The 26152-nt window shown below is 34.5% G+C and carries 26 protein-coding genes; 12 read left to right on the forward strand and 14 right to left on the reverse strand.

Features of this window, described 5'->3' with window-relative positions; genetic code table 11:
* Window positions 1–318: 318 nt before the first annotated feature.
* The 3 genes from DKK70_RS16890 to DKK70_RS17745 all read right to left on the reverse strand — a co-directional run bounded on the left by DKK70_RS16890 (window position 319) and on the right by DKK70_RS17745 (window position 1511).
* Complete coding sequence (locus DKK70_RS16890; protein ID WP_110434871.1) at window positions 319–753, reverse strand: hypothetical protein; 435 nt, start codon at window positions 751–753, stop codon at window positions 319–321.
* Window positions 740–991, reverse strand: a complete 252-nt coding sequence (locus DKK70_RS16010) for a hypothetical protein (protein WP_110434872.1) — start codon at window positions 989–991, stop codon at window positions 740–742. Before DKK70_RS16010 ends, DKK70_RS16890 begins: the two co-directional genes overlap by 14 nt.
* A gap of 247 nt (window positions 992–1238) precedes the next feature.
* Window positions 1239–1511, reverse strand: a complete 273-nt coding sequence (locus DKK70_RS17745; RefSeq protein ID WP_110434873.1) for a PAAR domain-containing protein — start codon at window positions 1509–1511, stop codon at window positions 1239–1241.
* 757 nt (window positions 1512–2268) lie between these two features.
* Here DKK70_RS17745 and DKK70_RS16020 point away from each other — a divergent pair.
* Window positions 2269–3024, forward strand: a complete 756-nt coding sequence (locus DKK70_RS16020) for a nucleotidyltransferase domain-containing protein (RefSeq protein ID WP_110434874.1) — start codon at window positions 2269–2271, stop codon at window positions 3022–3024.
* Window positions 3025–3039: 15 nt separating this feature from the next.
* A complete protein-coding gene (locus DKK70_RS16025; protein WP_110434875.1) occupies window positions 3040–4101 on the forward strand; it encodes a nucleotidyltransferase domain-containing protein in 1062 nt (353 codons plus the stop codon).
* Window positions 4102–4166: 65 nt separating this feature from the next.
* Here the strand turns inward: DKK70_RS16025 and treC are convergent, their stop codons facing one another.
* The 6 genes from treC to DKK70_RS16055 form a co-directional block, all read right to left on the reverse strand.
* Window positions 4167–5843 carry an alpha,alpha-phosphotrehalase gene (treC, locus tag DKK70_RS16030; protein ID WP_110434876.1) on the reverse strand — a complete coding sequence of 559 codons (1677 nt, stop codon included), beginning with the start codon at window positions 5841–5843 and terminating at the stop codon, window positions 4167–4169.
* A 78-nt stretch (window positions 5844–5921) separates the two neighbouring features.
* Window positions 5922–7349: a PTS trehalose transporter subunit IIBC gene (treB, locus tag DKK70_RS16035; protein WP_110434877.1), complete on the reverse strand. Its 1428-nt coding sequence runs from the start codon at window positions 7347–7349 to the stop codon at window positions 5922–5924.
* 180 nt (window positions 7350–7529) lie between these two features.
* Complete coding sequence (gene treR, locus DKK70_RS16040) at window positions 7530–8492, reverse strand: trehalose operon repressor TreR (RefSeq protein ID WP_110434878.1); 963 nt, start codon at window positions 8490–8492, stop codon at window positions 7530–7532.
* A 575-nt stretch (window positions 8493–9067) separates the two neighbouring features.
* Window positions 9068–10156 (reverse strand): 5-methylcytosine restriction system specificity protein McrC, encoded by a 1089-nt coding sequence (locus DKK70_RS16045; RefSeq protein ID WP_110434879.1) that lies wholly within the window; start codon window positions 10154–10156, stop codon window positions 9068–9070.
* Between the two features lie 5 nt (window positions 10157–10161).
* A complete protein-coding gene (locus DKK70_RS16050) occupies window positions 10162–11580 on the reverse strand; it encodes an McrB family protein (RefSeq protein ID WP_110434880.1) in 1419 nt (472 codons plus the stop codon).
* Between the two features lie 153 nt (window positions 11581–11733).
* A complete protein-coding gene (locus tag DKK70_RS16055; RefSeq protein WP_110434881.1) occupies window positions 11734–12072 on the reverse strand; it encodes a winged helix-turn-helix transcriptional regulator in 339 nt (112 codons plus the stop codon).
* 134 nt (window positions 12073–12206) lie between these two features.
* On the opposite strand from DKK70_RS16055, the gene DKK70_RS16060 reads away from it, so the two are divergent.
* The 3 genes from DKK70_RS16060 (at window position 12207) to DKK70_RS16070 (ending at window position 15988) form a co-directional block, all read left to right on the forward strand.
* Window positions 12207–12842, forward strand: coding sequence for an NAD(P)-dependent oxidoreductase (locus tag DKK70_RS16060; protein ID WP_110434882.1), 636 nt, complete (start codon window positions 12207–12209; stop codon window positions 12840–12842).
* A 342-nt stretch (window positions 12843–13184) separates the two neighbouring features.
* Entirely contained in the window at window positions 13185–14552 is a 1368-nt protein-coding gene (gene allB, locus DKK70_RS16065; protein WP_110424591.1) for an allantoinase AllB, read from the forward strand.
* 53 nt (window positions 14553–14605) lie between these two features.
* A complete protein-coding gene (locus DKK70_RS16070) occupies window positions 14606–15988 on the forward strand; it encodes an NCS1 family transporter (protein ID WP_110434883.1) in 1383 nt (460 codons plus the stop codon).
* A 41-nt stretch (window positions 15989–16029) separates the two neighbouring features.
* Here DKK70_RS16070 and flhA read toward each other — a convergent pair whose 3' ends face one another.
* The 5 genes from flhA to flgA all read right to left on the reverse strand — a co-directional run bounded on the left by flhA (window position 16030) and on the right by flgA (window position 20931).
* Window positions 16030–18117: a flagellar biosynthesis protein FlhA gene (gene flhA, locus DKK70_RS16075; protein WP_110434884.1), complete on the reverse strand. Its 2088-nt coding sequence runs from the start codon at window positions 18115–18117 to the stop codon at window positions 16030–16032.
* 25 nt (window positions 18118–18142) lie between these two features.
* Complete coding sequence (gene flhB / locus DKK70_RS16080; protein WP_110434885.1) at window positions 18143–19273, reverse strand: flagellar biosynthesis protein FlhB; 1131 nt, start codon at window positions 19271–19273, stop codon at window positions 18143–18145.
* A gap of 143 nt (window positions 19274–19416) precedes the next feature.
* Entirely contained in the window at window positions 19417–19851 is a 435-nt protein-coding gene (locus DKK70_RS16085) for a flagella synthesis protein FlgN (protein WP_110434886.1), read from the reverse strand.
* Between the two features lie 22 nt (window positions 19852–19873).
* Entirely contained in the window at window positions 19874–20173 is a 300-nt protein-coding gene (gene flgM, locus DKK70_RS16090; protein ID WP_110434887.1) for a flagellar biosynthesis anti-sigma factor FlgM, read from the reverse strand.
* 83 nt (window positions 20174–20256) lie between these two features.
* Window positions 20257–20931, reverse strand: coding sequence for a flagellar basal body P-ring formation chaperone FlgA (flgA, locus tag DKK70_RS16095; RefSeq protein ID WP_110434888.1), 675 nt, complete (start codon window positions 20929–20931; stop codon window positions 20257–20259).
* A gap of 154 nt (window positions 20932–21085) precedes the next feature.
* Between flgA and flgB the strand changes: the two genes are divergently transcribed.
* Genes flgB through DKK70_RS16130 form a run of 7 tightly spaced genes read left to right on the forward strand, consistent with a single transcriptional unit; the run spans window position 21086 to window position 26143 of the window.
* Window positions 21086–21496, forward strand: a complete 411-nt coding sequence (gene flgB / locus DKK70_RS16100) for a flagellar basal body rod protein FlgB (protein ID WP_110434889.1) — start codon at window positions 21086–21088, stop codon at window positions 21494–21496.
* Window positions 21497–21501: 5 nt separating this feature from the next.
* The gene (gene flgC, locus DKK70_RS16105) at window positions 21502–21906 is read left to right on the forward strand and encodes a flagellar basal body rod protein FlgC (protein WP_110434890.1); all 405 of its coding nucleotides are present in this window, start codon (window positions 21502–21504) and stop codon (window positions 21904–21906) included.
* A 13-nt stretch (window positions 21907–21919) separates the two neighbouring features.
* On the forward strand, window positions 21920–22645 hold the full coding sequence (locus DKK70_RS16110; protein WP_110434891.1) for a flagellar hook assembly protein FlgD: 726 nt from the start codon (window positions 21920–21922) through the stop codon (window positions 22643–22645).
* 16 nt (window positions 22646–22661) lie between these two features.
* Window positions 22662–23873, forward strand: coding sequence for a flagellar hook protein FlgE (flgE, locus tag DKK70_RS16115; protein WP_110434892.1), 1212 nt, complete (start codon window positions 22662–22664; stop codon window positions 23871–23873).
* Window positions 23874–23887: 14 nt separating this feature from the next.
* Window positions 23888–24643, forward strand: coding sequence for a flagellar basal body rod protein FlgF (locus DKK70_RS16120; RefSeq protein ID WP_110434893.1), 756 nt, complete (start codon window positions 23888–23890; stop codon window positions 24641–24643).
* An 18-nt stretch (window positions 24644–24661) separates the two neighbouring features.
* A complete protein-coding gene (gene flgG, locus DKK70_RS16125) occupies window positions 24662–25444 on the forward strand; it encodes a flagellar basal-body rod protein FlgG (RefSeq protein ID WP_110434894.1) in 783 nt (260 codons plus the stop codon).
* Window positions 25445–25465: 21 nt separating this feature from the next.
* Window positions 25466–26143: a flagellar basal body L-ring protein FlgH gene (locus tag DKK70_RS16130; RefSeq protein WP_110434895.1), complete on the forward strand. Its 678-nt coding sequence runs from the start codon at window positions 25466–25468 to the stop codon at window positions 26141–26143.
* Window positions 26144–26152 lie beyond the last annotated feature (9 nt).

Raw genomic sequence — 26152 nt, forward strand, 5'->3', positions numbered from 1 at the left:
AAAAAACCCTCAATATTTAGAGTCGCTCCTTTATAAATACCTAAAATAAAAGGTGTAACCATCCATGAGATAAAAGTAATTACAGTCCCAGTAATTACGCCGATACTTATCAATGCGAAAGTTTTTTTTATTTTATTTAATATCCAGATTGAAATAAGAATAAGATAGAAATAACACATCCCATAAAATACTAAATAATATAATTCTGGCGTGCCATGTTTTCTGATAAAGAATCGATAACACCAAAGGTAACTCAGTAATCCTCCGATAAAATTAAACAACACTATAATAAATAGATTAACGGTTTTCATTGATTAATTATTTTCTCTTAAATCTTTTAACTCTTTTTTCAATCCATAAAAATGAGTAACGGCAACATAATAAAACTATTGGATAGATAATAAAATTGAGAGTTATAAGTAAAGTTATAAACAAATATATAAAAAAACCCTCAATATTTAGAGTCGCTCCTTTATAAATACCTAAAATAAAAGGTGTAACCATCCATGCGATAAAAGTAATTACAGTCCCAGTAATTACGCCGATACTTATCAATGCGAAAGTTTTTTTTATTTTATTTAATATCCAGATTGAAATAAGAATAAGACAGAAATAACACACCCCATAAAATACTAAATAATATAATTCTGGCGTGCCATGTTTTCTGATAAAGAATCGATAACACCAAAGATAACTCAGTAATCCTCCGATAAAATTAAACAACACTATAATAAATAGATTAATGGTTTTCATTGGATAATCCTTTTTTCTTTTCGACTTCTTTGACCGCATCTTCTAATGAGCCGGGTAAAAAATAAGTCTCGTCTAATCCATATTCATCTAATACTGATGAAACAGCCCGTGCACAATATGGGAGATATCCCGTCTCATAATCACCAACTAATTCATGAAATTTTTTGTATTCTTCTATTGAAAAAGGAAAATCACCATCATCGTAAAAAGCTTCGGCTTGCCCTCGATATCGCCGCATATAATCACCATTAGGATCGAAAATTAATGGATATTTATCTTCCTCATTAAAATTAATATATAGGGCAGAATGTTCACCAAATCCAAATGTAGCCCCTAACAGTAAATAAATACGCTTCTATTTCATGTTGCCCCGCTTTTGTGGCATCATTATTTAAATTTTTGCTTATATTATTTTGAGTAATAGAGTTATTGATGATAGGGCTTAAACTATTATTTTCTTTCCCAACACTCACAAAAACAGCACTTTACAACGCGATAATTTTATTACAGCCTATTGGGGAACATTTACATGCAACGATACAACCGTCATAAGCTGCTGGCTTTCCAGCAACGATAAAATTGTAAGTTCCTTCTATAATTTTTCCAGTACTTTGGTACTTTGGCACTTTGGTACTTTGGCACTTAGGACATGAAGCATAATCGCCAATGCAAGCTATACCTTGGTTAGCATTAAAGCTGTCTGCTGATCCTGAAATAATTCTGCCGCCAGTCGTGGTTATATCATCTATAATGGCTATTTACTTACTCATCATAGTAACTTTGTTGCTTTTTTGAGCAGTTTATTGTGATTTTATGAAAAAGATGTAGAAGATCAAGCTTATATTTGTAAAGATATTTTAATGAAATAAGTAAGTTACGTTTATTAGTAATTGAGTATCTATTGCATATAATCAACTTATTTTTATAATAATTGTTACTTGAGAGAAATGGTTAAATAATGATAATTTAATTCATCACTTAAGAATGGTAAATTAACTTATGAATTTTAATCTAAAAATTCCAACAGTTTATTTTTTATGATTATATTATTTATTAAATCCATACAAAAGGTTGTACCGTTATAAGTAGAGTAACGATGTTTCGAGAAATTTTACCTGTTAAGTAGCATTCTACTCTTAAGGCAATTACGTGAGTTGGTTGCAAAGTAATCCGTTATGCAAACGCCTTAAGCCTTTCTCATTGAGTATTGACATTGTGCCATGGGCATTAATTGCTCAGCCCTAAAGAACCAAAATAGAAAAAGCGGTACCTTGTAGCATCGCGCCCAAAAATCATAAACGAGATAATGGTAGTTGAGATAATGGTAGTTGAAATAATGATAGTTGGCATAATCCACCAGCTTTGATAGATCAAAACGGCAATACAAGAACTGGCAATCATTGAACCTGATGACGAGATTAAAGAAGATTTAGCCGCATTAATAGCTGAAATGAATGATTAAAAATTTTGTTCAATTGATGGTTATTATAAAAATTAATAAGGATGTTATTAAAAATGCAAAACCGTATACAAGAAAAACTTATTGAATTAGAACAACAATATAACATTAACATCATTTTTGCCTGTGAGTCTGGTAGCCGAGCATGGGGATTTCCCTCACCAAATAGTGATTATGATGTTCGTTTTATTTATGTTCATCCACTTGATAAATATCTATCAATTGATAATCCTGCTTCTCATCTGACTTTTCCAATCGACGATGAGTTGGATTTACATGGGTGGGATTTGAAAAAAACATTACAGTTAATTCGCAAATCGAATACTACGCCATTTGAGTGGTTACAGTCACCAATTATTTATCAGCAAAATGCTGCAATTGCTGAGCCATTATGGCAATTATGTGCAGAATTTTTTAATGCCCGCGGTAATATTTTTCACTATTTAGGTATAGCGAAAAGTGCTTGGCAAAGTAGTGAAGGGCAGCAAATTGGTGTCAAAAAGTTATTTTATGTGTTAAGACCATTATTATGTGCTAAATGGTGTTTAGAAAAACAGCAAATCGCGCCGATGGCAATAGCACCATTATTGACGCTATTGCCCGATAATTTACGTAACAAAATCAATAAGATTATTGAGCAAAAAGCAACCATGGCTGAATCACAACTTATTGCTATCGATCCTGAAATATTACTATTTATTGAACAGTCGATGAATGATATCTTGCAACAGGTTGCGCCAATAACTGAACGACATTTTAAACCGGCTAAATTAGATCAATTTTTCATAAAAACATTGATGGATTTACAATAGGGAAAAGAATATTAGATGACAATTGATGATTTAAAAAGGCAAAATTTAATCTTATTTGAAGTTATCAGTGGTAGTCGTGCTTTTGGATTAGCCACTGAAAAATCCGATACTGATATCAAAGGGGTATTTTACCTACCGAAAGAAAAATTTTATGGACTTGAATATATTCCGCAAATTAGTAATGCCTCGAATGATATTGTCTATTATGAATTAGGCCGGTTTGTTGAATTACTGCTTAAAAATAACCCTAATATTTTAGAAGTGTTAGCTTCCAGCTCGGAATGTATTTTATATCAACATCCGATTATGCAGCAGTTGACCCTCGATCTTTTTTTATCTAAACAAACCGAACAAACATTTGCTCATTATGCAATATCGCAAATAAAAAAAGCTAAAGGGTTGAATAAAAAAATTAATAATCCAGTGGAAGTTAAACGAAAAACAGTACTGGATTTTTGTTATATTATTCAAGGGCAACATACTTATCCAATTACCAACTGGTTAACCAAAAATGGTTTACAGCAACAGTGTTGTGGTTTAGTTAATATACCTCATGGTAGGGATTTATATGCTCTCTTCTATGATGCGTCAGGTAGTTGTGGTTATCATGGCATTATTCAGCATGAAGATTCCACGGAACTCTGTTTATCTTCGGTGAAAATCGATACCCCTGTGATGGCTTATTTGAGTTTTAATCGTGATGGCTTCTCATCGCACTGCCGTGACTATAAAGCGTATTGGCAATGGGTCGCCAATCGTAATCAACAACGTTATAAAAATAATATTGAAAATGGTAATGACTTTGATGCTAAAAACATGATGCATACCATTCGGTTATTGCAAGTTGCCTACGAAATCATGACAAAAGGAACCATTACCAATAAACGACCTAATCGTGATGAACTGTTAGCCATTAAGCAGGGTAAATTAAGTTATGATGAGATTATGCAACTTGCTGAATCACTATTAGCAAAAATCGAAACTGCATCATTATCATCACGATTACCAGATCAACCTAATAGCCAAAAAGCATTAGCAGTTTTGCTAACTATGCGTAATCACTTATATCAATCATAATGATTAATAAAAAAGCGCTCATTTTAATAATGGCGCTTTTTTACATTCAATTTTACTAAAGCTTATTATTTATCATCACCAGCCAATAAATATAATGCTTCGTATGGTCTTAATTGGATTTCAGCGTCGACTGCCGTTGCTTGCTGATAATTACTCAATAATCTTTGCCAATTAGCACTTTGTAAGTTTTTTGGTAACTGCCAGTTAACGGGTTTTTCGGTTAGATTGATTATCACTAATAGTTGTTGATTATTATAACGGCGCAAGTAACACCAATAATCAGCAATATTGGCGGTTAAATCTTGATAATCACCAAAAATAAAGATTGGATACTCTTTACGTAACTTAATTAATGTTTGATAGCAGTAAAAGATCGAATTCTGATCAGCCAATGCGGCTTTGACATTAATTTGTGGGTAATTATTTGCCACCTCAATCCATGGTTTTCCCGTTGTAAAACCAGCATTTAAGCTATCATCCCATTGCATAGGTGTACGACTGTTATCACGTGATTTACTCGCTAAAATTGCTAAAATTTCCGCTTCATTCATCCCTTCAGCTATTTTTTCGTGGTAGATATTTAGGCTTTCAACATCACGATACTGGTCAATATTATCAAAATGTGGATTGGTCATGCCGATCTCTTCACCTTGATAGAGATATGGCGTGCCTTGTAATCCATATAGCAACATAGCAAGCATTTTCGCGGATTCACGGTGATATTGGTTTTCATTACCTAAGCGTGACACAATTCGCGGTTGGTCATGATTACACCAAAAAATGGCATTCCATGCTTTAGCATGCATCCCAGTTTGCCAATCACCAATAATATTCTTTAACTCTAGCAGATCTGGTTTAGCTAATGCCCATTTATAGCCATTTGGATAATCAACTTTTAAATGATGAAAGTTAAAAGTCATAGTGAGCTCTTTTCCGTCTAATGAGGCATATTGCAAACAGTTGGCTAATGAGGTCGAGGACATTTCACCAACGGTTTTGAGATCATTAGGTTGGAAAGCATCGCGACTCACCTCTTGTAAAAACTCGTGGATTTTAGGACCATCGGTATAGAAACGTCGACCATCACCATTGTTGTCATCAGCAAAATCCTGTTGTTTGGAGACTAAATTAATCACATCCAATCTTAATGCATCAACACCTTTATCTGCCCAAAACTGGCATACTTTTTTAATTTCGTTACGAACTTGTGGATTTTCCCAATTGAGATCAGCTTGCTCTTTGGCAAATAGGTGTAAGTAATATTGCCCAGATTGTTCATGCCATTGCCATGCTTTACCACCAAACTTGGAGCGCCAATTATTTGGCTCACTACCGTCAGCCTTAGCATCTTTCCAGATATAAAATGAGCGGTACGGGCTGGCTTTATCTAAAGCTGATTTAAACCATGGATGCTCGGTCGAGGTGTGATTGAACACCATATCCATCATAATACGGATCCCACGCTCATGCGCCTGTTTAATCAGTAATTCAAAATCGGCCATTGAGCCATAGGCTGGGTCGATATCGTAATAATCGGCAACATCATAGCCATTATCAATTTGTGGTGATGGATAAATCGGCGTTAACCAAATGGCACTAATACCGAGTTTTTTTAGATAATCTAATCGACTGATAATACCTAACAAATCACCAGTTGCCTGATCTTGGCTAGCTTGAAAACTTTTAGGGTAGATTTGATAAATGGTACCGTTTTGCCACCAAGGGATAGCTATTTTATTCATCGCTTGCTCTTTATTTTTAATCAGTAGATTCAAATTCACCAGCGGTAAAAACCGTGGTGAATCCCCTATTTATAACCGTTATCGGATATTTAACGTGCCTTTTTTCTGTTTTATTTTGTAAACAATGGCGGTTAATACGATTGGCACCACAATCGCCACCAACATAGCCAAGGCATAAATCGACCAGAAGACTGGTTTTATTGATAGGATACCGGGTAATCCACCGACGCCGATACCATTGGATAACACCCCATATAAACCACAAATTAATCCGGCACAAGCGGCACCAATCATGGCACAGAACATCGGGAATTTATAGCGTAAATTGATACCATACATCGCAGGCTCTGTCACACCGAGATAGCCGGATATTGCCGCAGGAATGGATACTTCACGTTCATTATGTTTTTTACTTATTAAGATGATACCTACCACCGCTGATGCTTGGGCGATATTGGATAAGGCGATAATTGGCCAAATAGGCGTGCCACCCATGCTTTCGGTCATCTGCATATCGATAGCTAATGTGGTGTGATGAATACCTGTAATAACCAAAGGAGCATAGAAGAAGCCAAAAATAGCTGAACCAATGAAGGCATAATCACCAGTCATTAAATACTTAACCACATAAGCAATACCATCACCAAGCATACGACCAATTGGCCCTAAAACAAAGTGAGCTAAGACGACTGACAACATTAAGGCTACGATTGGCACAATAACCAGATTTAAGTAATCAGGAATAACTTTACGAAGGCGGGTTTCAATCCATCCTAATGCTAATCCAGCAAAAATTGATGGAATAACTTGTGCTTGATAACCAACTTTAGCAATGGTAAACCAACCAAAATCCCATACGTCTGGAATGACTTTACCCAAATTATAAGCATTCATCAGTTGTGGCGAAACTAACGTTATACCTAAAACAATACCCAAAACCGGCGATCCCCCCATTTTTTTAACCGTAGACCAGCAAATAGCCACCGGTAGAAAATGGAAAATCGCTTCACAAGGTAACCATAGGAAACTATGAATCGGTATTAACCAATGATAGGTATCGGTAAGCGGTTTATCGTCAATAGTTGGCATTTCACCAATCACATTTCGCAAACCAAGTAATAGACCACCGGCAATTAAGGCTGGCAACAATGGCACAAAGATTTCAGCTAAGTTTGAAATTAACCGTTCAAACCATGACATATTTTGCTTAGCTGCGGCTTTAGTTTGCTCTTTCGTCGCTTCGTCGATATTTAATTGTTCAATGAGTAATTTGTAATAACTGTCAACATCAGTACCGATAATAATTTGAAATTGGCCTGCATTATTAAAGCAACCTTTGACAAAGGGTAATTCTTCAATGGCTGCAACATCGGCTATTTTCGGATTGGCAAGCGCAAATCTTAATCTGGTTAAACAATGGGTGACACTAGCAATATTTTCTTTTCCGCCAACCAGCTCAATTAATTGCATAATTGATGCGGTTGAAACTTTGGGTGCTTTCGCCATTGTTAAGTCTCCTTATTTTCAATTTAAGCCAATATTTTGGTTTTTAGTTAAATCATTTCGATCCTAATTTGATAGAGATTAAGCATAAATGGAATTACTATTTAAATAAATGGGAACGTTCCCTTTTTGTGACAAACCTCACAATTTTGCGGCAATATCGCACTATAGGATTAAAAATCGTTAATTAACAATTTGGGAAGGCACCGTAATGATTTTCGCTTTTACTTCGCTCTGTAGCGTTTGCAAGAGTTCATTTGCGGCATAGGTGCCAGCTTTATCAAAACCAAGATCGACGATAATCGTTTTGGTAAATAAAAAATTAAGAAGATCGCTATTACCGATACTAATAACAACAATATTATTAATATTTTTTTCAGATAAGTATTTATTTAAACCTAAGGCAATTGAATCGGTGGCACAAACGATCGCTGTTGGCGAATCAAGTAAGACTGATTCAGCAAGTTCATAACCTGAATAAAAACTTAACTTACCAAGCACCGCATTTGGCTTAATTTTATGAGTATGACAAAAATCAGTATAGGCTTGATAACGTAGTTCACCGGTGGTCTGATCTTGTTTAGTTATACCGATATAACCAATTTTTTTGTGTTTCTCTTTTTGATATAAATAGGTTAATGCTTTGTTTACCGCGCCCACATCGTCATAACAAATACAAGAATAATCAGGAAAAGGCCTTGCAATAACCACACATTTATTTCGCCAAAATGCTAACCGAGAACTCTCTAATCCAGTAAAAGCAAAAACCACCACACCATCAGCTTGTTTTTCTTTTAACATTCTCAGGTGCTCTTCAACTTTAGGCGCACTAAATTGGCTCTCAATAATAATCGGATCATAACCATTAGCATAAAAAATGGGTAACATACTTCGAACAGCATGATTTTCCGAGATGGAATCGAGGCGAGTGACAATAATGCCAATCACTTTATTACCATAACCACGCATTGCTCTAGCCGATTTCGATGGCGTAAATTGATATTGTTCAATGATTGCCATCACTTTATTGCGAGTTGATTCCTTCACCATTGGATCGTGATTAATGACTCGCGAAACAGTGGATTTACTAACACCACTCAATTTGGCAATATCTTTAATGGTTAAATTAGTTAGTGACTTACTCATAATCAATTTACGAAATGAATATCAATTAAATCATAGTAATATAGATTGAAGAAAATAGCGATATTGACGCTTATTATGCGGTGGCAAAACAACTTAATTTGTTATTGGAAAATAATATTAATATATTGTTTTAATTTGTTTTTATTATAATCAATCAGCATATATTGCTAGTAATAGATTTATTGTTATCGACTGCGAAATCTTGATAGCAAAGTCAATTATTCTCATGACTGCCATCATTTAAAAACTTAAATTGACTCAATAAGTGATTTTTAATCATTACGTTGATTACATCGAATTTATCAACCACAGTATTAGCTCTTTATTGTGTTTAACAAATCCTACGCTAGGATGGTATTGGCGATTACTATAAATAGACCACATCGAAAACTGAACAAAACCCTTATCCAAAGATAATAATTATTGCTCGTAATAAAAATCTAAACCGAGATGAATTTTATTTTGATTGTGGGCTAAGCGCCAAGCATATTTATTAAAAAGGGCAGAATAGCCCCTTTTCTGAGTAAGCTTAAACCCTACTAGTTTTAGTGCTATATTTTGATTTGAAGTTTTACCTATATATCAGAGAATAAAGTTAATAAACTAGTTTTAATTGATTGTGGATCTTGGGTTAAATCAATCGTACAAAAGATTAATTTATGCCCTTGAATTATTACATGTTCATATATTGATTTATTCACCGTTGGATATAATAACATTCCTGATGATGATAGAGATAATGGATCGTTGATTTGCTCTTGGCTTCTAACATAGGCATAGAGTTGATAAAGATGAGATGTTTTAAAAGAGCTACTGTTTTTAGAAAAAATTGAAGTACATTTAGTATCAATGATTAATCGATTATGTGTCGTAATATTTTCAATGATTAAATCAGTTTTCATATTAGGCATAAATTTTTCAATATTATTTGTAGATTGCGTATATTGCCATTTAAACTGTGTTCCTGATGATATTGAATAATTGTTATGATCAAAGTGAATTTGACAAAAACCTACAATTGCTTTTTCAAATAAAAATCTTAACCATTCATCCGTTTTATTCAATATATTAACCGAGTGATTTCCTACAAATTCCGTTGGAATTGATAATTCAAAAATAAGCTTTGCTATAGACAGCAATAGAATGTCTTGTCGATTATATTTATCAAAATAATCAGCTTTATAATTATAATTTTTTAATTGCCCAACCTTTAACCTATTAAATCTATTTATTATTTTTTTGCATTCATTACGTAAATTATGATCAGTTAATTGATTGAATAAAACATGTGCTGCGCCATGAATATATTGATTTTTAGGAATGTTACACGTCAATTCATTATATGAACATTGAACCTGCCCTTTTTCTAACAAAAATTTCCTTGCAGTACCAAAATTATCTATTTTTCCCCTAACTCTTGTTAAAGTATCTATCCGAGATTGGTAACCGTTTGATAACGATTTGCGAAATCGATCATTGACTACTTTAAAATAAAGTTCTGCAATAAGATCAATAATTTTTTCAGGGTTTTCCTCAAATTTAACTCTCTGTTGTTCATTGATGTCTCTATATAAATCCGAAGCATATAACAAAAGTAACCATATATTTCTTATTGGTATCTTATTGAGAGTATTATTTGATGAAGGTAAATGATTAAGGGTCATATCATTTATAAATCATTAAGTACTAACTTATTCAAAGCAGTTTCAAGTTTATTTTTATCATCAAACCAATATTCTTCTAATAAAGGCTTAATTTCTGAATCAATAATATCGGTATACCATGACAAAGCATCAGGTATAACATTATCATGCGTTAAATAACTATGACCTATTGTAAAAGCACTGCCTAACATTCTTTCATCGGTAATATATTGATTTAAATCATTCAAAGCATTTTTAATTTTCTCTAAGGTTTGTCGAGAAAGTTTCGTTTTTTCAATCATATAATTTAACCAACCTTCATCAAAGTTCGGTGATAAATTAAAAAAGGCAAAACGACGACGTAAGGCAAAATCAACCATAGCTAACGATCTATCTGCAAGATTCATAGTTCCTATGACGTATAAATTATTAGGTATAAAAATACCATTTTCATGTTCTCGTCGATAAGTCAGTTCTAAAGCTTCTGATGGTGTTCGTTTATCAGCTTCAAGCAGTGTCAACATTTCCCCTAAGATTTGAGCTGGATTACCACGGTTAATTTCCTCAATTACTATTACATAATTAGATTGCGAATCATTTCTTGCCTTATTAACCATTTCCAAAAATGGCCCATCAATAAGAACTAATTTACCCTCACTCGATGGTCGATAACCGCGAATAAAATCTTCATAAGACATACCAGGATGAAATTGTATTGATTTGATATTATTTGAATTTTTATAACCAACGATAATATTAGCTAAACGTTTAGCAAGCCATGTTTTACCGGTCCCTGGTGGACCTTGTAAAATAATATTTTTTCTACGATTTAGACTTGAAATCATCTTAGATATTAGCTGTTCGTCAACAAAACAACCTTCTTTAATTAAGTCAACTAAGTTATAACTTTGTTTAGCTATTAATTGTTGATTAACATCATCATTATCTATATTGTCATCATATTGGAAATAATCGTCTTCATCACCATAACGTGATTTCCAATAGGGGGCATTACGAAAATAATCTAGGTCTTGTGGTTTATCATAAAAAGTAAAGTCAATTAACTGTTTCGACAACGGAAAATCATCTTTAACACTCCAAATAGAGGATAAATTAGTATAAAAATACCATTTCTTATTTAAATTAGTTTTTTGCCAATCAATTTCTAATAATTTACCATCTTGATGATTTTTAGTTACTGTGCCAATAGCTTTAATTTCCATCACAGAGACTGGTTGACCTTTATTATTAAAAGGCAAATTATTTTTTAAATTATAAGTAGATTTAATAGCAACTTTTTCACCAACGGCAATAGAACGAACTACATTTAGAAATTTGTTTTCATAGCCGTTTTCCCAAATTCCATCTTTTATAAAACGTTCTGTTTGATCCAAACCACCACTAAATTTAGCACTTAAAAACCAGTAAGTTTTTATTCCTTCCAATTTGAGTCCTTATATCCAATTATTTGATACTTTTAATAGTAAAAAATTATTCTTTGGGAAAATTTTATTCTATCTTTAAATAATAAATTAATTTATTTTTTTATTTGTGACTAAACTCTAAATTTAGAATATCTCTAATGAATTTTTTATCACTTAATTTATTGTAGTATTACATTGATGTTGATAATTTTTTCCCCAATCTAACATCGCATCATGCACCTGTTTTAAACTTTGTCCAACCTCGGTTAAGGTATATTCCACTTTAGGTGGCACTTGAGCATACACTTTGCGGGTAATTAAGCCATTTTTTTCCATCGTTCTTAAATGCGAAGTGAGAACTTTTTGTGAGATGCCGTTGAGTGATTTTTTTAGTTCACCAAAACGTTTGGTGCCAGAAAGTAAGTCTCGAACAATTAGCACTTTCCATTTGTCACCCATTAATAATAGGGTGGTTTCAACAGGACATGGCGGTAAATTTTCGATCGCCTGCATAATAATTTTCCTTTAATTTCAACAATAGTATCCAATTGGTAACTATATTACTACTTAGTACCTACTTTACAATAGAAACTTTGGATATTAAGCTAAAAAAATTAATTTATCTAAATCGTAATAAGGAGAATAAGATGAAAATTGCAGTAATTGGTGCAAATGGTAAATCAGGACAATTGTTGGTTAAAGAAGCATTATCTCGAGGGCATGATGTTACCGCGATCGTGCGTAATCCTAGTTCAAATACCGATTCAAAAGCGAAAGTATTAGTAAAAGATTTGTTTCAATTAACTTATGACGATTTAAAACCATTTGATGTGATCATTGATGCATTTGGTACTTGGGCGCCTGAATCGCTACCACTACATCAAACTAGTCTAAAACATTTAACCGATATTTTAAGCGGTAAACCTAATCGTTTATTAGTTGTTGGCGGTGCAGGTAGTTTATATGTCAATCCAGAGCATACTGTTCGTTTAGTTGATTCACCGGATTTCCCTGATGAATTTAAACCATTAGCCAATAATATGGCGAAAGCTTTAGATCAATTAAGAAATTGTAATGATGTGCAATGGACCTATCTAAGTCCAGCGATTGAATTTATTGCTGATGGCCCAAGAACAGGTCATTACATTGTTGGTGGCGAAGAAATTTTGGTTAACAGCCAAGGAAAAAGTCAAATCAGCTACGCTGACTATGCGATCGCCATGATTGATGAAGCAGAAAAAGCAAAACATATCAAACAACGTTTTACTGTTGCCACTGAATAATATTCTTATTAAGCCTTACATTAAGAGAGTCAACAATCAAATGGTTGATTTTAATGTAAGGCACATAAATTAATCTTTTATTTTATACATCTAATGCAATCTTCCTTGTCAACACCCCAAAATAGTGCAAAACAATTAATCCATTGCGCGCAAATGGATCATTTTAGTGCATCATCAATCTAAGAAAATAAGGTCATATCTGTCATTACTTAGTTGTTTATTAATTGGCACGTTTATTGCATAAATCAAAGATTATTATGAATAATTTGATAATACCAATAATACTGATAATATGATTTATTATACGTTTAATTTGTAATCATTTTACTTGGGAAAACTATTATGCAGTACGATCTAATCATTAAAAATGGCCTTGTTATTCTCGAATCTGGCGAGATCTTTAGCGATGTTGCAATAAAAAATGGCAAAATTGCAGCAATTGGCCCTAATTTAGTGCAAGCCGATAAAATTATTGATGCTGAGGGCTTGATTGTTAGCCCCGGAATGGTTGATATTCATGTTCATATTAGTGAACCTGGCGGTGTACGTCATGAGTGGGAAGGCTATGTCACAGGAACCAAAGCATGTGCAAAAGGCGGAGTTACAACCTTTGTTGAAATGCCGCTGAATCAACTTCCAGCAACAACTAGTGGTGAAACACTTCGCACTAAATATGCTGCCGGCGAAGGAAAACTCTATGTCGATGTAGCTTCTTATGGTGGCTTAGTACCTTATAACCTGACTAATAATGGTATTGCCGAACAAGTTGAAGAAGGCGTCGCGGCATTTAAATGCTTTATGGCAACCTGTGGGGATCCCAATCTTGATGGTGATTTTGCTAATGTAAATGATTATGCCCTATGGGAAGGGATGCGCCAAATTGCCAAAACCGGTAAAGTGTTAGCCATTCATGCAGAAAATGCCGCCATTACAGATATCTTAGGGCAACAAGCTAAAGCGCGAGGCGAAAGCACATTATCACAATATGTGGCTACTCGTCCGGCCTTTACTGAAGTTGAAGCTATTCGTCGAGCTATCTTTTTTGCTAAGCAAACTGGATGCCCAATTCACATTTGCCATGTAGCTTGCCCAGAAGGGGTTGAGGAAGTGATCAAAGCACGCCAAGAAGGTGTAAATGTGACTTGTGAAACCTGTATCCATTATCTCTATTTTACTACTGATCAGCTAGACGCCATTGGACCAATTGCAAAATGTTCACCACCAATTCGTGATCAACAAGCTCAAGAAGGATTATGGAAGTATCTCTTTGCTGGTCACATTATCACGGCCGTTTCTGACCATTCACCATGCACTTATGATCTAAAAGATAAAGCTAATGCTTTTGATGCATGGGGCGGAATCTCTGGAGTACAAAATAATGTCGATATCCTGTTTGATGAAGCTGTACAAAAGCGTGGTATGTCGTTAAAACAATTTGCCGATATCATCGCTAAAAATCCAGCCGAAAGATATAACTTACCAGCCAAAGGCTCGATTAAAGTTGGTAAAGACGCAGACATTATCTTTATTAAACCGCATTCAAACTATGTATTAAAAGAACAAGATCTCGAATATCGCAATAAATTTAGCCCTTATGTAGGACGACAAATTGGTGCCCAAGTTGTGCAAACACTATTACGTGGCGAAACCATTTATCAGATAAATTCTGGTGTTGATTCAACTCCAAGAGGGACATTTATTCGACGTTAATCATTATATAAAACAATAAAAAATAGATAAAAAATAAGTAGGAAAGGAAAACCATGAAGAATAACACAGCACAATCACCGACGTCACCAACGCAGATTGATAGTTCGCTCTTACCCAAATCCAGCAAAGATCGAACTATGAATCCTTTAGCCTATTCCTTTATGTGGATTGGTGATGGTATGAATTTGGGTAATATGACTTTAGGGGCAAGCTTAGTAGTTGCGGGTGTCGCCACCATGAATATTTTCCAAACGTTTGCCGCAACGTTTATTGCCATATTAATTATTACCACCATTTTTGTCTTTAATGATCGTTTAGGGTATCGTACCGGTATTCCTTACGTGGTACAACTGCGCATGTCATTTGGGATAAAAGGCGCGATTATTTCTTCATTGCTACGAGGCATTCCTGCTATCGTTTGGTATGGATTTCAAAGTTGGATAGGTGCAACAGCACTCAATGAAATTATTAAAATATTATCTAATGGCGATTTTAATAATGTATTTATCTGTTTCCTTATTTTGCAATTTTTCCAAATTGTCTTATCACTATATGGATTCCATGCCATAAAATGGGTAGAAACGTTAATTTCAGTAGTTATTCTTTGTGCATTAATTTATGTCTTTATTATATTACTCAATAATCATCAAGAGATTATTATAGATAAATGGGTGAACACAGAAGGAACTTGGGGATTACCATTTTGTGGTTTTATTATGATGTTTTTAGGTAATTATGCTGCAATCTTCTTAAGTGCAGCAGATTATTCGCGAGAACTGAAAAGCGGTTTTAGCAATCGCAAAAGAGGTCTTCTCTATTTTTTACCAATATTTGTCGCTTACGGCTTTATTATTACCATTGGGGTGATGTTGGCGTCAGTCACCGGTAACTCTAATCCAGTTAAAGCATTTGCAATTGTGGTAAACAATCCATATATCACCATCGTGGTATCAGCCTTTATCGTGTTAGGTACTGTTGCGGTAAATATCGTTGCGAATATCATCCCACCAGCTTACGTAATTACGTTATTAACAAAAGCTAAATATAAAGTGGCGGTGACCATTACCGGGTTATTAGCTATCGCTTCTTTCCCTTGGGTTTTAGTTCAAGATACCTCAGCAAAAGGATTAGGTTTATTTATTTTAATTTATTCCGCATTCTTGGGACCAATTGTGGCAATTTTATTGGTGGAATATTATCTATTGCGTCGCCAAAAAATTGATATAAACAGGTTATATGATAATAATGGTCAATTCTCTGGTTATAATCCAGCCGCGATTCTAGCTATGCTAATCGGTTCGGCGGCTGCATTTTATGAAGTAAGCTTAACGTGGATTGTCGGCTTTGTTGTTGGCGGAATAAGTTATATCTTATTAACCAAATACACTTTTAAAAATTCGCCATTCAAAAATGGAACCATTTTTGAAAACAAATAAATTTTAAGTGACAATTAAATGGCAGCAAATTTAATGTGTTATCACATGTCGCTGCCAATTTGATATGTCACTTTAATTTCTCGGTTATCAGTTATTTCTAAGTTTGATAATACCGCCAGTTGTGGGAAACTCGCTCTTAAAAATTGCGAAAGCATAGCCCGCAATGAATGATTAACCAATAAAACAGGTGGAGCACCAATTGCATCTTGTTGATGAATAGCTTGTTTAACTTGATTAATAATATCTTCCGCTAAACCCGGTTCAACATTACTGGTATTTTGTAAGGCCTGTAATAATAATCGTTCTAAATTGATATTTAATCCGATGACTCTTATAGGCCCAGCCCCTGGGAACCACTGCTGAGTAATAACTCTTCCTAAAGCTATTCTAACCACGCTCAATAAATGGTATGGGTCATTTTGGTTTGGAGCCTGTTCACAAATTGTTTCAATAATTGTGCGCATATCACGAATTGATACTTTTTCAGCCAGTAAGTTTTGAAGAATTTTATGGAAAGTAGTTAATGGCACTACATCAGGAATAAAATCCTCAACTAATTTAGGTACTTCTTGTTTTATTCTATCTAGTAATTCTTGTGTTTCTAGACGACCCAATAAGTCACTCGCAAATTGAGTTAATAAATGATTGAAATGGGTAGCAATCATAGTGCTGGTATCAACAACGGTATAACCCAATATTTGCGCCTTTTCTCTGTCGCCTTTATCTATCCAAAATGCCGGCAAACCAAAAGCTGGTTCGGTAGTTGCAATACCTTCTATGGTTTCGGTCACTGTACCTGGGTTGATTGCCAACCATTTGTTATTCATAATTTCGCCTTGGCCGACTTCACCACCTTTTATAAAAAATTTGTATTGGTAAGGTGATAACGAGAGATTATCGCGAATATGAATCTGAGGCGGTAAAAAACCTAATGTTTGCGCAAACTTTTTGCGCAAACTACGAATTCGACCAAGCAATTCACCATTTTGGTTTTGATCAACCATAGGAATGAGTCCGTATCCAACTTCCATAGCTAAGCTATCTTCAATACTAACGTCAGTCCATGAAGGTTCGATGCTGGCTGGTTTGGTCGCTTGTTCATTGGTTTTGGTTTTATCAACTGATTTTTCGTTTTTCTTTTGTTTGCTTAACCACCAAGAAATTAGTGATAAAACTGCAGTAAACATTAAAAATACCAAATTTGGCATACCAGGAATAAGTCCAAGCAAACCAATAACCACCGCTGTTAAAATCAATACTTGTGGGTTATTAAACAGCTGTTTAAGCATTTGGTCACTAATGTTTTCTTGTGAGGAAACCCGAGTCACAATAACACCAGCAGCGGTTGAAATAATCAATGAGGGGATCTGTGCAACTAAACCATCACCAATAGTTAGAAGTACATAGGTTTGACTAGCATCCGATAACGTCATACCATGCTGAATAACCCCAACTAATAAACCACCAACAATAGTAATGACCATAATTAGTAAAGCGGCAATAGCATCACCACGTACGAATTTACTTGCCCCATCCATTGACCCATAAAAATCAGCTTCTTGGGTAACTTCTGCACGTCGTGCTTTAGCTTCGTCTTCACCAATCAATCCTGCATTAAGATCAGCATCAATTGCCATTTGTTTGCCTGGCATACCATCTAACGCAAAGCGAGCACCAACTTCAGCTATCCTACCGGCACCTTTAGTAATAACCATAAAGTTGATGATGACTAAAATAACAAAGACAACAATACCAATAGCAAAGTTACCACCAACCAAAAAATGGCCAAACGCTTCAATAACTCGACCTGCGGCATCACTACCGGTGTGTCCTTTTAATAATACTACCCTCGTTGAGGCCACATTGAGTGATAAGCGCAATAACGTTGCAAAAAGCAAAACAGTAGGAAATGCCGCAAAATCTAAGACTCGCTTAGTAAACAATGCAACAATTAAAATGATAATTGATAATGCAATATTAAAAGTAAAAAACAGATCCAAAACAAATGCTGGTAAAGGTAATACCATCATTGAAAGAATCAATAAAATTAGCAATGGCCCAGTTAAAATTTGATAATGACCTTTCTTTAATGCATTTATTGATAATAAATTAGTAAATTTTGATTTCATCATAACAATAGAGTGTTGCCTTTATTTATTCATTCACTGATAAAGATTCAGGGATCGTAATATTTGTCGGTTTGCGTGGCTTATCACCACCATGTTTATACCAACGTTTTAATTGATAAACCCACGCTAAAATTTGCGCAACAGCCGCATAAAGTTCTGTTGGGATATTTTTTCCTATTTCACCATAGCGATATAATGCACGAGCTAGAGGTGGAGCCTCTAGTTGTGGAATATTATGCGCTTTGGCAATTTCTTTAATTTTGATAGCAATATTATCGGTACCTTTGGCTAAAAGTTTTGGTGCCGACATAGTTTTTTCATCATATTGTAGCGCTACGGCATAATGGGTAGGGTTAGTTATAATGACATTTGCTTTGGGAACATCTCTCATCATTCGACGTCTTGACATTGCTTGTTGTATTTGACGAATACGACCTTTGATTTGAGTATTTCCTTCTTGCTCTTTAAACTCATCTTTAACTTCTTGTTTTGACATTTTTAATTTTCTGAAATTACTCCAGATCTGATAAAAAATATCAAACCCAACCATAGGTATTAATGCTAAAACACATAATAGTCCAGAATAGATAATCATCTGCATAGCATCTGATAATGCATTATTTAAATACATATTCGGTAGCGAAAGCATATTTGAAAATTGATTTAATAAAAAAAGTGATGCAACAAAACCGATTAAAACCACTTTAAGAATACTTTTAAATAGTTCTGATAAAATCCGGATACCAAATACTCGTTTGAAACCATTAATTGGATTCAATTTACTAAAATCGGGTTTGATTGATTGTAAGCTAAAAAGTAAACCACCAACACTAAGTGGTGCAATGATAGCTATAATTACAAGTCCAAAAAAAATAGGAAAAATTGCCCAAAATCCAGCACTTAACAAATCAATTAAATTGAAGATAATTTGTTTATCATCATCGGTTCGGTAGGCAACCAAGATGGCTTGTTTAATAATTGTTTTTAACTTCCCGACAAAATTTGCACCCATTGACAAGAACAGCATGATACCAACTAGTAATATAATTAACGATGTCAATTCACGAGATCGCGGAATTTGTCCCTTTTCCCTAGCTTTTTTTAATTTACTTTCGGTGGGTTGTTCACTTTTATCTAGATCACTATCATCAGCCATATCTTAACTAAATCAATTTTATTATCTAATTACCGTTTACCTTGATAACACAGTATGAACTCAACTTGATAAAGTTATTGGCTTAATAAGACCATAATTTAACGGTTATTTATCTCGTTTACCGTTAGATAACATCAAAAAGATTAAACTTTAGCGCGTTCAGAAGAAATAGTTTCTGATTGTTGATAACCATTATAAGTATAAACAGAGGGATTATTCATGTTTTTCAAATAATCGATTGATTTTTGAGTCACGTTCATTCGATTTTGAATAAGTATACCATTGTCTCGATTAATTTGAGCTAATCGCTGCGTCATATCTGTAATTGCTTGCCATTTTAAAGCTATCTCTTGGTTTTCACTATAAGGTGATTGCATATTGTATTGCTGACTTACTTTTAGTCGTTTTTCATCAACTAACTTTAACTCAATAAGCAATTGGCTTTTTTGATTTATAACTTCACTCAATTGATTTATTGAACTATTTTCAATTAATATTTGCTGTTCAGCTTCTAAAATAACTGAAAGATCCTGCAACATAACCGTTATACTATTAAAAATGTTATCTAATTCTAACATGACGACATTCCTTCAATAATAATTAGCAGTCAATATGTTCAAATGTTTGCTTAATAATTTCATCAGCAATTTTATGTGGGTTGATGACTAATTTACCTTCAGTAATGGCCTGTTTAATCTTTTCAATTTTATTGATATCAATATCATTCTCTGTGGAATGTAACATTGCTATAGTATTTTGGTTCAATTTAACATTACTATTAAACGTCAAACTACTTGATTGTAGCGCAGATACCTTGGCTTTCTTATTTTGCTTATTTATTAGATTACGATTAGGAACCCCAGATACGGTAGTTACCTTTTTTGTTGCTTCTATACTCATAATATTCCTTCAATTAATGTTATGATTATGGTTTTATAGGATAGTTAATCCAATTATCGGCAAAAATCAAAAAATCATTAATATTATTTATTCAAAATTATGATGCCATCTTCAGAGACAACACCCTCTACAACATTACCCGTATTAAGTTTAACATTTATTAGTTCACCTAACGCACCATTACTAAGTGTTTTACCATTACTAGTAATTGAATAACCCTCACCATTAACAATCACTTTTACCGTCTGGCCAGCTTTAACATACCAGTTTTTTTGCAACATTGAATTTTTTATCGGTTCACCATTATCGATATTACGTAAAGCAATATGATTTAACACCTCAGATTTATTCAAAATAATATTTGGCGGTAATTTATCCAACCGACCAGGTTGCATTTTCAACATTTGCTCCGTCATTAGCGCTCCAGCGCTTATTGATTGATTGGCCACCACATAACTACCGGTTACAGCAACATAAACCTGAATATATTTAGTGCTATTTTCACATTTGGCACTAATCGTCAAATTTCCCCATTGCTTATTTTTATTTAAAATCGTTAGTCTTGGTGCATCACAATTCAATTCAGGCTTCAAATTCGGATAATCAATAGTAATATTTTCAACATTAGTATCACTAATTTGTTGATAAACTAGATCGCTAATCTGTTTTTCAATCTGTTTTTCTAGTGAAGTGGCTAAAACTATTTTTGAGCTACCCAACACACAAAAAAAGCATATAAATTTAATAAAATTAGACATATCCGTATTTTTTTAATACCATTTATGATTAAATTTTACTGTATCAAGCAATTATTGAATGTTGAAATAAGGGCAATTTTTATCGTTATTTATACGATGATTTTTTTTTGATTTGCTTAAAATTCTAGATATTGAGAAAAAATGAGATCATTCTATGCTAAATAAATTAGATACTTTTGTTAATTTCCATGAAAAGGCACTAGATGTTCGTGAAAAGCGACAAAACATACTTGCAGCCAATGTGGCTAATAGTGATACGCCTAATTATCAAGCTAGGGATATTGACTTTAATGTTGAATTAAAGAAAGCAATCAATAATCAACATACTTTTAATAGTATAAAGCTTAGTGTTACATCTGCAAGACATATTCAAACAAATATTATCGGTCCCCTTGATTATCGTCTTCTTTATCGTGTTCCTTATCAATCATCGGCGGATGGCAATACTGTCGAAATGGATCAAGAGCGAACGGCTTTTATGGATAACAGTATTCATTATCAAAGTAATTTAACATTTTTAGGTGAACAATTTAAAAATGTAGTTTCCGTATTACAACAAGGATAACTAATATGAGTTTCTCTATTTTTTCTATTTCTGGTTCAGCTTTAATGGCTCAAACTCAACGAATGAATATTAGTGCTAGTAATTTAGCTAATGCCGATAGTATTACCAGTACTTCTGGTCAAGCTTATCGAGCCAAACAAGTTATTTTCGAAGTTGATAATTATGGTTACCAAAATAGCGTAGCTGGGGTAAAAGTATCAGAAGTGATTGAAGACCCAGCACCAATGAATTTAGTATATGAACCTAACCATCCTTTAGCTGATGAAAGAGGATACATACAAAAACCTAACGTAGATGTAGTAGCAGAGATGGTCAATACTATTTCAGCATCTCGTAGTTATCAAGCGAATGTTGAAGTGATTAATACAGCAAAAAGTTTAATGCTAAAAACACTTACCTTAGGGCAATAAAAGGGCTTAATTAATGGGTATTTCAAATGTGACAGTATCTGGAACACCAAATGCCGCAACACCTCAAACGGTAAAAAAAGGGACATCAGATGGTAACTCTAGTCAGGAATTACAAGATAATTTCCTGACTTTGCTTATTGCCCAAATGAAAAATCAAGATCCGACCAATCCTATGGACAATAGTCAGTTAACCTCGCAACTTGCGCAAATTAACACCTTAGCCGGTATTGAACGGCTTAATACCACTTTAAATGTCGTCTCAGGTCAAATTGACGATAGTATGTCGGTTAATGCAAGTAATATGATTGGCAAAGGGGTCATGGTTCCTGGTAATAAAATTTTAGTCGCCTCATCAAATAGTGGTGATGAAGGATCAGAGAGTCAAAAAGAGACAATTATTACACCGTCGGGATTTGAACTTTTAAGTAATGCTGATTCTGTAATTATCACCGTAAGAGATCAAAGCGGTAAAGTTGTGGATGAGATTGATCTAGGTCCAGTTTCGGCTGGAGTTTGTACTTTTACTTGGACGGGCAAACTTAATGATGAAACGCAAGCTCCAGATGGAAGTTATACGTTTTCGGTCGAAGCTAGCTCTGATGGGAAAAAAATACCATCAACACCATTATCTTACTCGTTTGTCTACGGAATAATTAAAAGCAAAGTTAACAACCAAATATTACTTGATTTAGGAATACTTGGTTCAATTAGTATTGACGAAGTACGTCAAATTCTTTGAAGGAGAATAAGTTAATATGGGATTTTCTCAAGCAATTAGTGGTATGAATGCCGCATCAAAACACTTAGATGTTATTGGTAATAATATTGCCAACGCAGCAACTGTCGGCTTTAAAAGTTCTAGCATCGCATTTGCTGATTTCTATGCTGGCTCAAAAGTAGGAATGGGCGTTAAAATTGCCGATGTTATGCAAAATTTTAATGATGGTATAACAACCGCAACGAATAATAATTTAGATGTCGCGATTTCAGGTAATGGCTTTTTCCGCTTAATCGATAGTGGTGGACAAGTCTTCTATACCCGTAATGGTCAGTTTCAATTAGATGCTGAGCGTAATATTATATCAACTGAAGGCTTCCATTTAACAGGTTATCCAACAACCGGTATGCCACCAAAAATTCAGCAAGGGGCAACACCTGTTCCATTACAGATTTCGCAAGTAATGTTGAATGCAACAGCAACGACTAAAGCTTCTATGCAAATCAACTTAAATTCAAATAACGAAATACCTGTAAGGTCGCCTGTCAATGCAGAAGAGTCTGATACCTTTAACTATTCAAACACTATCACAACTTATGACTCCTTAGGTAATCAACATAATGTTCAACTTATTTATGTAAAAACCTCTGATAACCATTGGGATGTTCATTATATTGATAATAGTGATCCAACCGCCACCCTTCAACCATTAGGTCAGATGGAATTTGACACAGCAGGTAGATTAATTAGTAATCCAGATATGATTATTAATGTTAATGGGATAAATGGTTCAGCAAATAATACTTTTACCTTGTCATATCTAAACAGTACCCAACAAAATTTAGGTAAGGAAGCAGGTAGTGTTAAATCTCCTTACGCTGATGGTTTTGCTGCAGGTGATCTGGTTGGCTTTAATATTAATGATGATGGCACAATTTATGGTGTTTATTCTAACCAACAAACAATGATATTAGGTCAGATTGCGATGGCTGATTTCGCCAATCTTAATGGATTAGAACCAGCGGGTAATAATAACTGGCGATCAACCATTAATTCTGGTGGAGAAGTATTAGGCATAGCCAATACAGGGACTTTTGGCATATTAACTAGTGGTGCAGTTGAAGCATCTAATGTTGATATGAGCCAAGAATTAGTCAATATGATTGTTGCTCAACGTAATTATCAATCTAATTCTCAAACCATTAAGACTCAAGATCAAATACTTAATACTTTAGTTAATTTAAGATAATTTAAGGAATATTTATGGATCGCGTTATTTATACTGCTATGTCTGGTGCAAGCCAGACATTAAATCAACAGTCCATAACCAGTCATAACTTAGCTAATGTATCAACAGTGGGCTTTCGTGCTCAATTAGTGGCTATGAAAGCTGTTCCCATTGTAGGTAGTAGTATGCAAACAAGGACTCTGGTTGCCGCAACCACGCCAACATACGATTCAACAATGGGAGCATTTAATTACACTGGACAAAATTTAGATGTTGCCTTATCTCAAGACGATTGGCTAGCAGTGCAATTACCTGATGGCAGTGAAGGATATACACGTAATGGTGCAATTCAAATTGATGAAGAAGGCACTCTTAACATTAATGGCTATCCATTACTTGGTGATAATGGCGTATTAACTGTTCCTCAGAATTCACAAGTTACGGTTAGTGCAGACGGGACTTTATCAACTTTAGGTGCTGGCGATATGCCCACTACCATTGCTCAAGGGGGAAAAATAAAAAAAGTTCACCTTGAACGTAATGAAATTGTGCGAGGTGATGATGGTTTTTTCCATGCAACTGAAGCAACAATTAATAACCGTGGAGCAGTGTTAGAAGATAATCCTAACGCCAAGCTTATGTCTGGGGTATTAGAAGGCAGTAATGTTAATCCCGTTACTGCAATGGTGGATTTGATTAGTCATGCTCGTCAATTTGAAATGCAGATGAAACAAATTTCTACTGCTGATGAAAATGCACAAAGAGCTAATCAAATATTATCATTAACTTAATTAAAATAGGAAAAAATAATGATTAAATCATTATGGATTGCAAAAACTGGTTTAAGTGCGCAACAAATGAATATGGATATAATTTCCAATAATCTAGCCAATGTTAGTACTGGTGGCTTTAAACGCCAACGTGCAGTTTTTGAAGATCTGTTATATCAAACTATTCGCCAACCTGGCGCTCAATCATCTGAACAAACAACATTACCTTCTGGATTACAAATTGGTACCGGCGTTAGACCTGTGGCAACAGAACGTATCCATAGCCAAGGCAATTTAGAATTAACGGATAACAGTAATGATGTCGCTATTAACGGACAAGGTTTTTTCCAGATTTTAATGCCTGATGGAACACTTGCCTATACGCGAAGTGGTGCTTTTCAAGTTAATCAAAACGGTCAGTTAGTTACCGCTACTGGTTATGAGCTTCAACCAACAATTAACATTCCAACAAATGCCATCAAAATGACTGTGGCACGAGACGGTATTGTTAGTGTTACTTTGGCTAACCAAACAACCCAAGTGCAAATCGGTCAATTGACATTACATACGTTTATTAACGAAACAGGACTTGAAAGCATTGGTGAAAATCTTTATTTAGAAACCGAAAGTTCGGGGGCTCCAACTGAAAATACGCCAGGTTTAAATGGTGCTGGATTACTCTATCAAGGTTATCTTGAAACATCTAACGTGAATGTTGCAGAAGAGCTAGTTAACATGATACAAGTACAACGTGCTTATGAAATTAATAGTAAAGCAATATCGGCTTCTGACCAAATGTTGCAACGTTTAAATCAGTTATAAATCTAACAAAATGATAGGCATATGAGATATCTTTATATTTTAGTAGCACTATTTTTAGTTGGTTGTAGCCAATTACCTAAAAAACCGTTGGTTGAAGGGCAAACGAGTATTGTTCCTCAAGTAACAGTGATTGCAAATTCGAGTGGCTCGATTTTTCAAGCTTCACAACCAAGTAGTTATGGTTATCAACCAATGTTTGAAGATCGCCGGCCACGCAATATTGGAGACATACTAACGATTGTTCTACAAGAAAACGTTAGTGCTAGTAAAAGCTCATCGATTAATGCTGGCCGTAATGGTAGCGCTAATTTAGGGGTCACGACAGTACCTAAATTTTTAGATGGACTCGTTGGTCGAGGAAAGGTAGATACTGATGTCTCAGGTACTAATGATTTTAAAGGTTCTGGTGGGGCTAATGCAAAAAACACTTTTAGCGGAACGATTACTGTCACCGTTCAAGATGTAATGGTTAATGGTAATTTAAAAGTAATTGGCGAAAAACAAATTGCTATAAACCAGGGAACAGAGTTTATTCGATTCTCCGGTGTTGTTAATCCAAGAACAATAAGTGGTAATAATACCGTTATATCAACTCAAGTTGCTGATGCTCGCATTGAATATGTAGGTAATGGTTACATTGATGAAGCACAAACTATGGGTTGGTTGCAACGCCTATTCTTAAACATTTCACCGTTTTAATGAGTCTAA

Source organism: Gilliamella apicola (genome assembly GCF_003202655.1).
Lineage (GTDB): Bacteria > Pseudomonadota > Gammaproteobacteria > Enterobacterales > Orbaceae > Gilliamella > Gilliamella apicola_R.

Coding starts and splice junctions, on each gene's coding strand:
- DKK70_RS16890 (WP_110434871.1), bottom strand. CDS start 753: ATGAAAACCATTAATCTATTTATTATAGTGTTGTTTAATTTTATCGGA.
- DKK70_RS16010 (WP_110434872.1), bottom strand. CDS start 991: ATGCGGCGATATCGAGGGCAAGCCGAAGCTTTTTACGATGATGGTGAT.
- DKK70_RS16020 (WP_110434874.1), top strand. CDS start 2,269: ATGCAAAACCGTATACAAGAAAAACTTATTGAATTAGAACAACAATAT.
- DKK70_RS16025 (WP_110434875.1), top strand. CDS start 3,040: ATGACAATTGATGATTTAAAAAGGCAAAATTTAATCTTATTTGAAGTT.
- treC (WP_110434876.1), bottom strand. CDS start 5,843: ATGAATAAAATAGCTATCCCTTGGTGGCAAAACGGTACCATTTATCAA.
- treB (WP_110434877.1), bottom strand. CDS start 7,349: ATGGCGAAAGCACCCAAAGTTTCAACCGCATCAATTATGCAATTAATT.
- treR (WP_110434878.1), bottom strand. CDS start 8,492: ATGAGTAAGTCACTAACTAATTTAACCATTAAAGATATTGCCAAATTG.
- DKK70_RS16045 (WP_110434879.1), bottom strand. CDS start 10,156: ATGACCCTTAATCATTTACCTTCATCAAATAATACTCTCAATAAGATA.
- DKK70_RS16055 (WP_110434881.1), bottom strand. CDS start 12,072: ATGCAGGCGATCGAAAATTTACCGCCATGTCCTGTTGAAACCACCCTA.
- DKK70_RS16060 (WP_110434882.1), top strand. CDS start 12,207: ATGAAAATTGCAGTAATTGGTGCAAATGGTAAATCAGGACAATTGTTG.
- allB (WP_110424591.1), top strand. CDS start 13,185: ATGCAGTACGATCTAATCATTAAAAATGGCCTTGTTATTCTCGAATCT.
- DKK70_RS16070 (WP_110434883.1), top strand. CDS start 14,606: ATGAAGAATAACACAGCACAATCACCGACGTCACCAACGCAGATTGAT.
- flhA (WP_110434884.1), bottom strand. CDS start 18,117: ATGAAATCAAAATTTACTAATTTATTATCAATAAATGCATTAAAGAAA.
- flhB (WP_110434885.1), bottom strand. CDS start 19,273: ATGGCTGATGATAGTGATCTAGATAAAAGTGAACAACCCACCGAAAGT.
- DKK70_RS16085 (WP_110434886.1), bottom strand. CDS start 19,851: ATGTTAGAATTAGATAACATTTTTAATAGTATAACGGTTATGTTGCAG.
- flgM (WP_110434887.1), bottom strand. CDS start 20,173: ATGAGTATAGAAGCAACAAAAAAGGTAACTACCGTATCTGGGGTTCCT.
- flgA (WP_110434888.1), bottom strand. CDS start 20,931: ATGTCTAATTTTATTAAATTTATATGCTTTTTTTGTGTGTTGGGTAGC.
- flgB (WP_110434889.1), top strand. CDS start 21,086: ATGCTAAATAAATTAGATACTTTTGTTAATTTCCATGAAAAGGCACTA.
- flgC (WP_110434890.1), top strand. CDS start 21,502: ATGAGTTTCTCTATTTTTTCTATTTCTGGTTCAGCTTTAATGGCTCAA.
- DKK70_RS16110 (WP_110434891.1), top strand. CDS start 21,920: ATGGGTATTTCAAATGTGACAGTATCTGGAACACCAAATGCCGCAACA.
- flgE (WP_110434892.1), top strand. CDS start 22,662: ATGGGATTTTCTCAAGCAATTAGTGGTATGAATGCCGCATCAAAACAC.
- DKK70_RS16120 (WP_110434893.1), top strand. CDS start 23,888: ATGGATCGCGTTATTTATACTGCTATGTCTGGTGCAAGCCAGACATTA.
- flgG (WP_110434894.1), top strand. CDS start 24,662: ATGATTAAATCATTATGGATTGCAAAAACTGGTTTAAGTGCGCAACAA.
- DKK70_RS16130 (WP_110434895.1), top strand. CDS start 25,466: ATGAGATATCTTTATATTTTAGTAGCACTATTTTTAGTTGGTTGTAGC.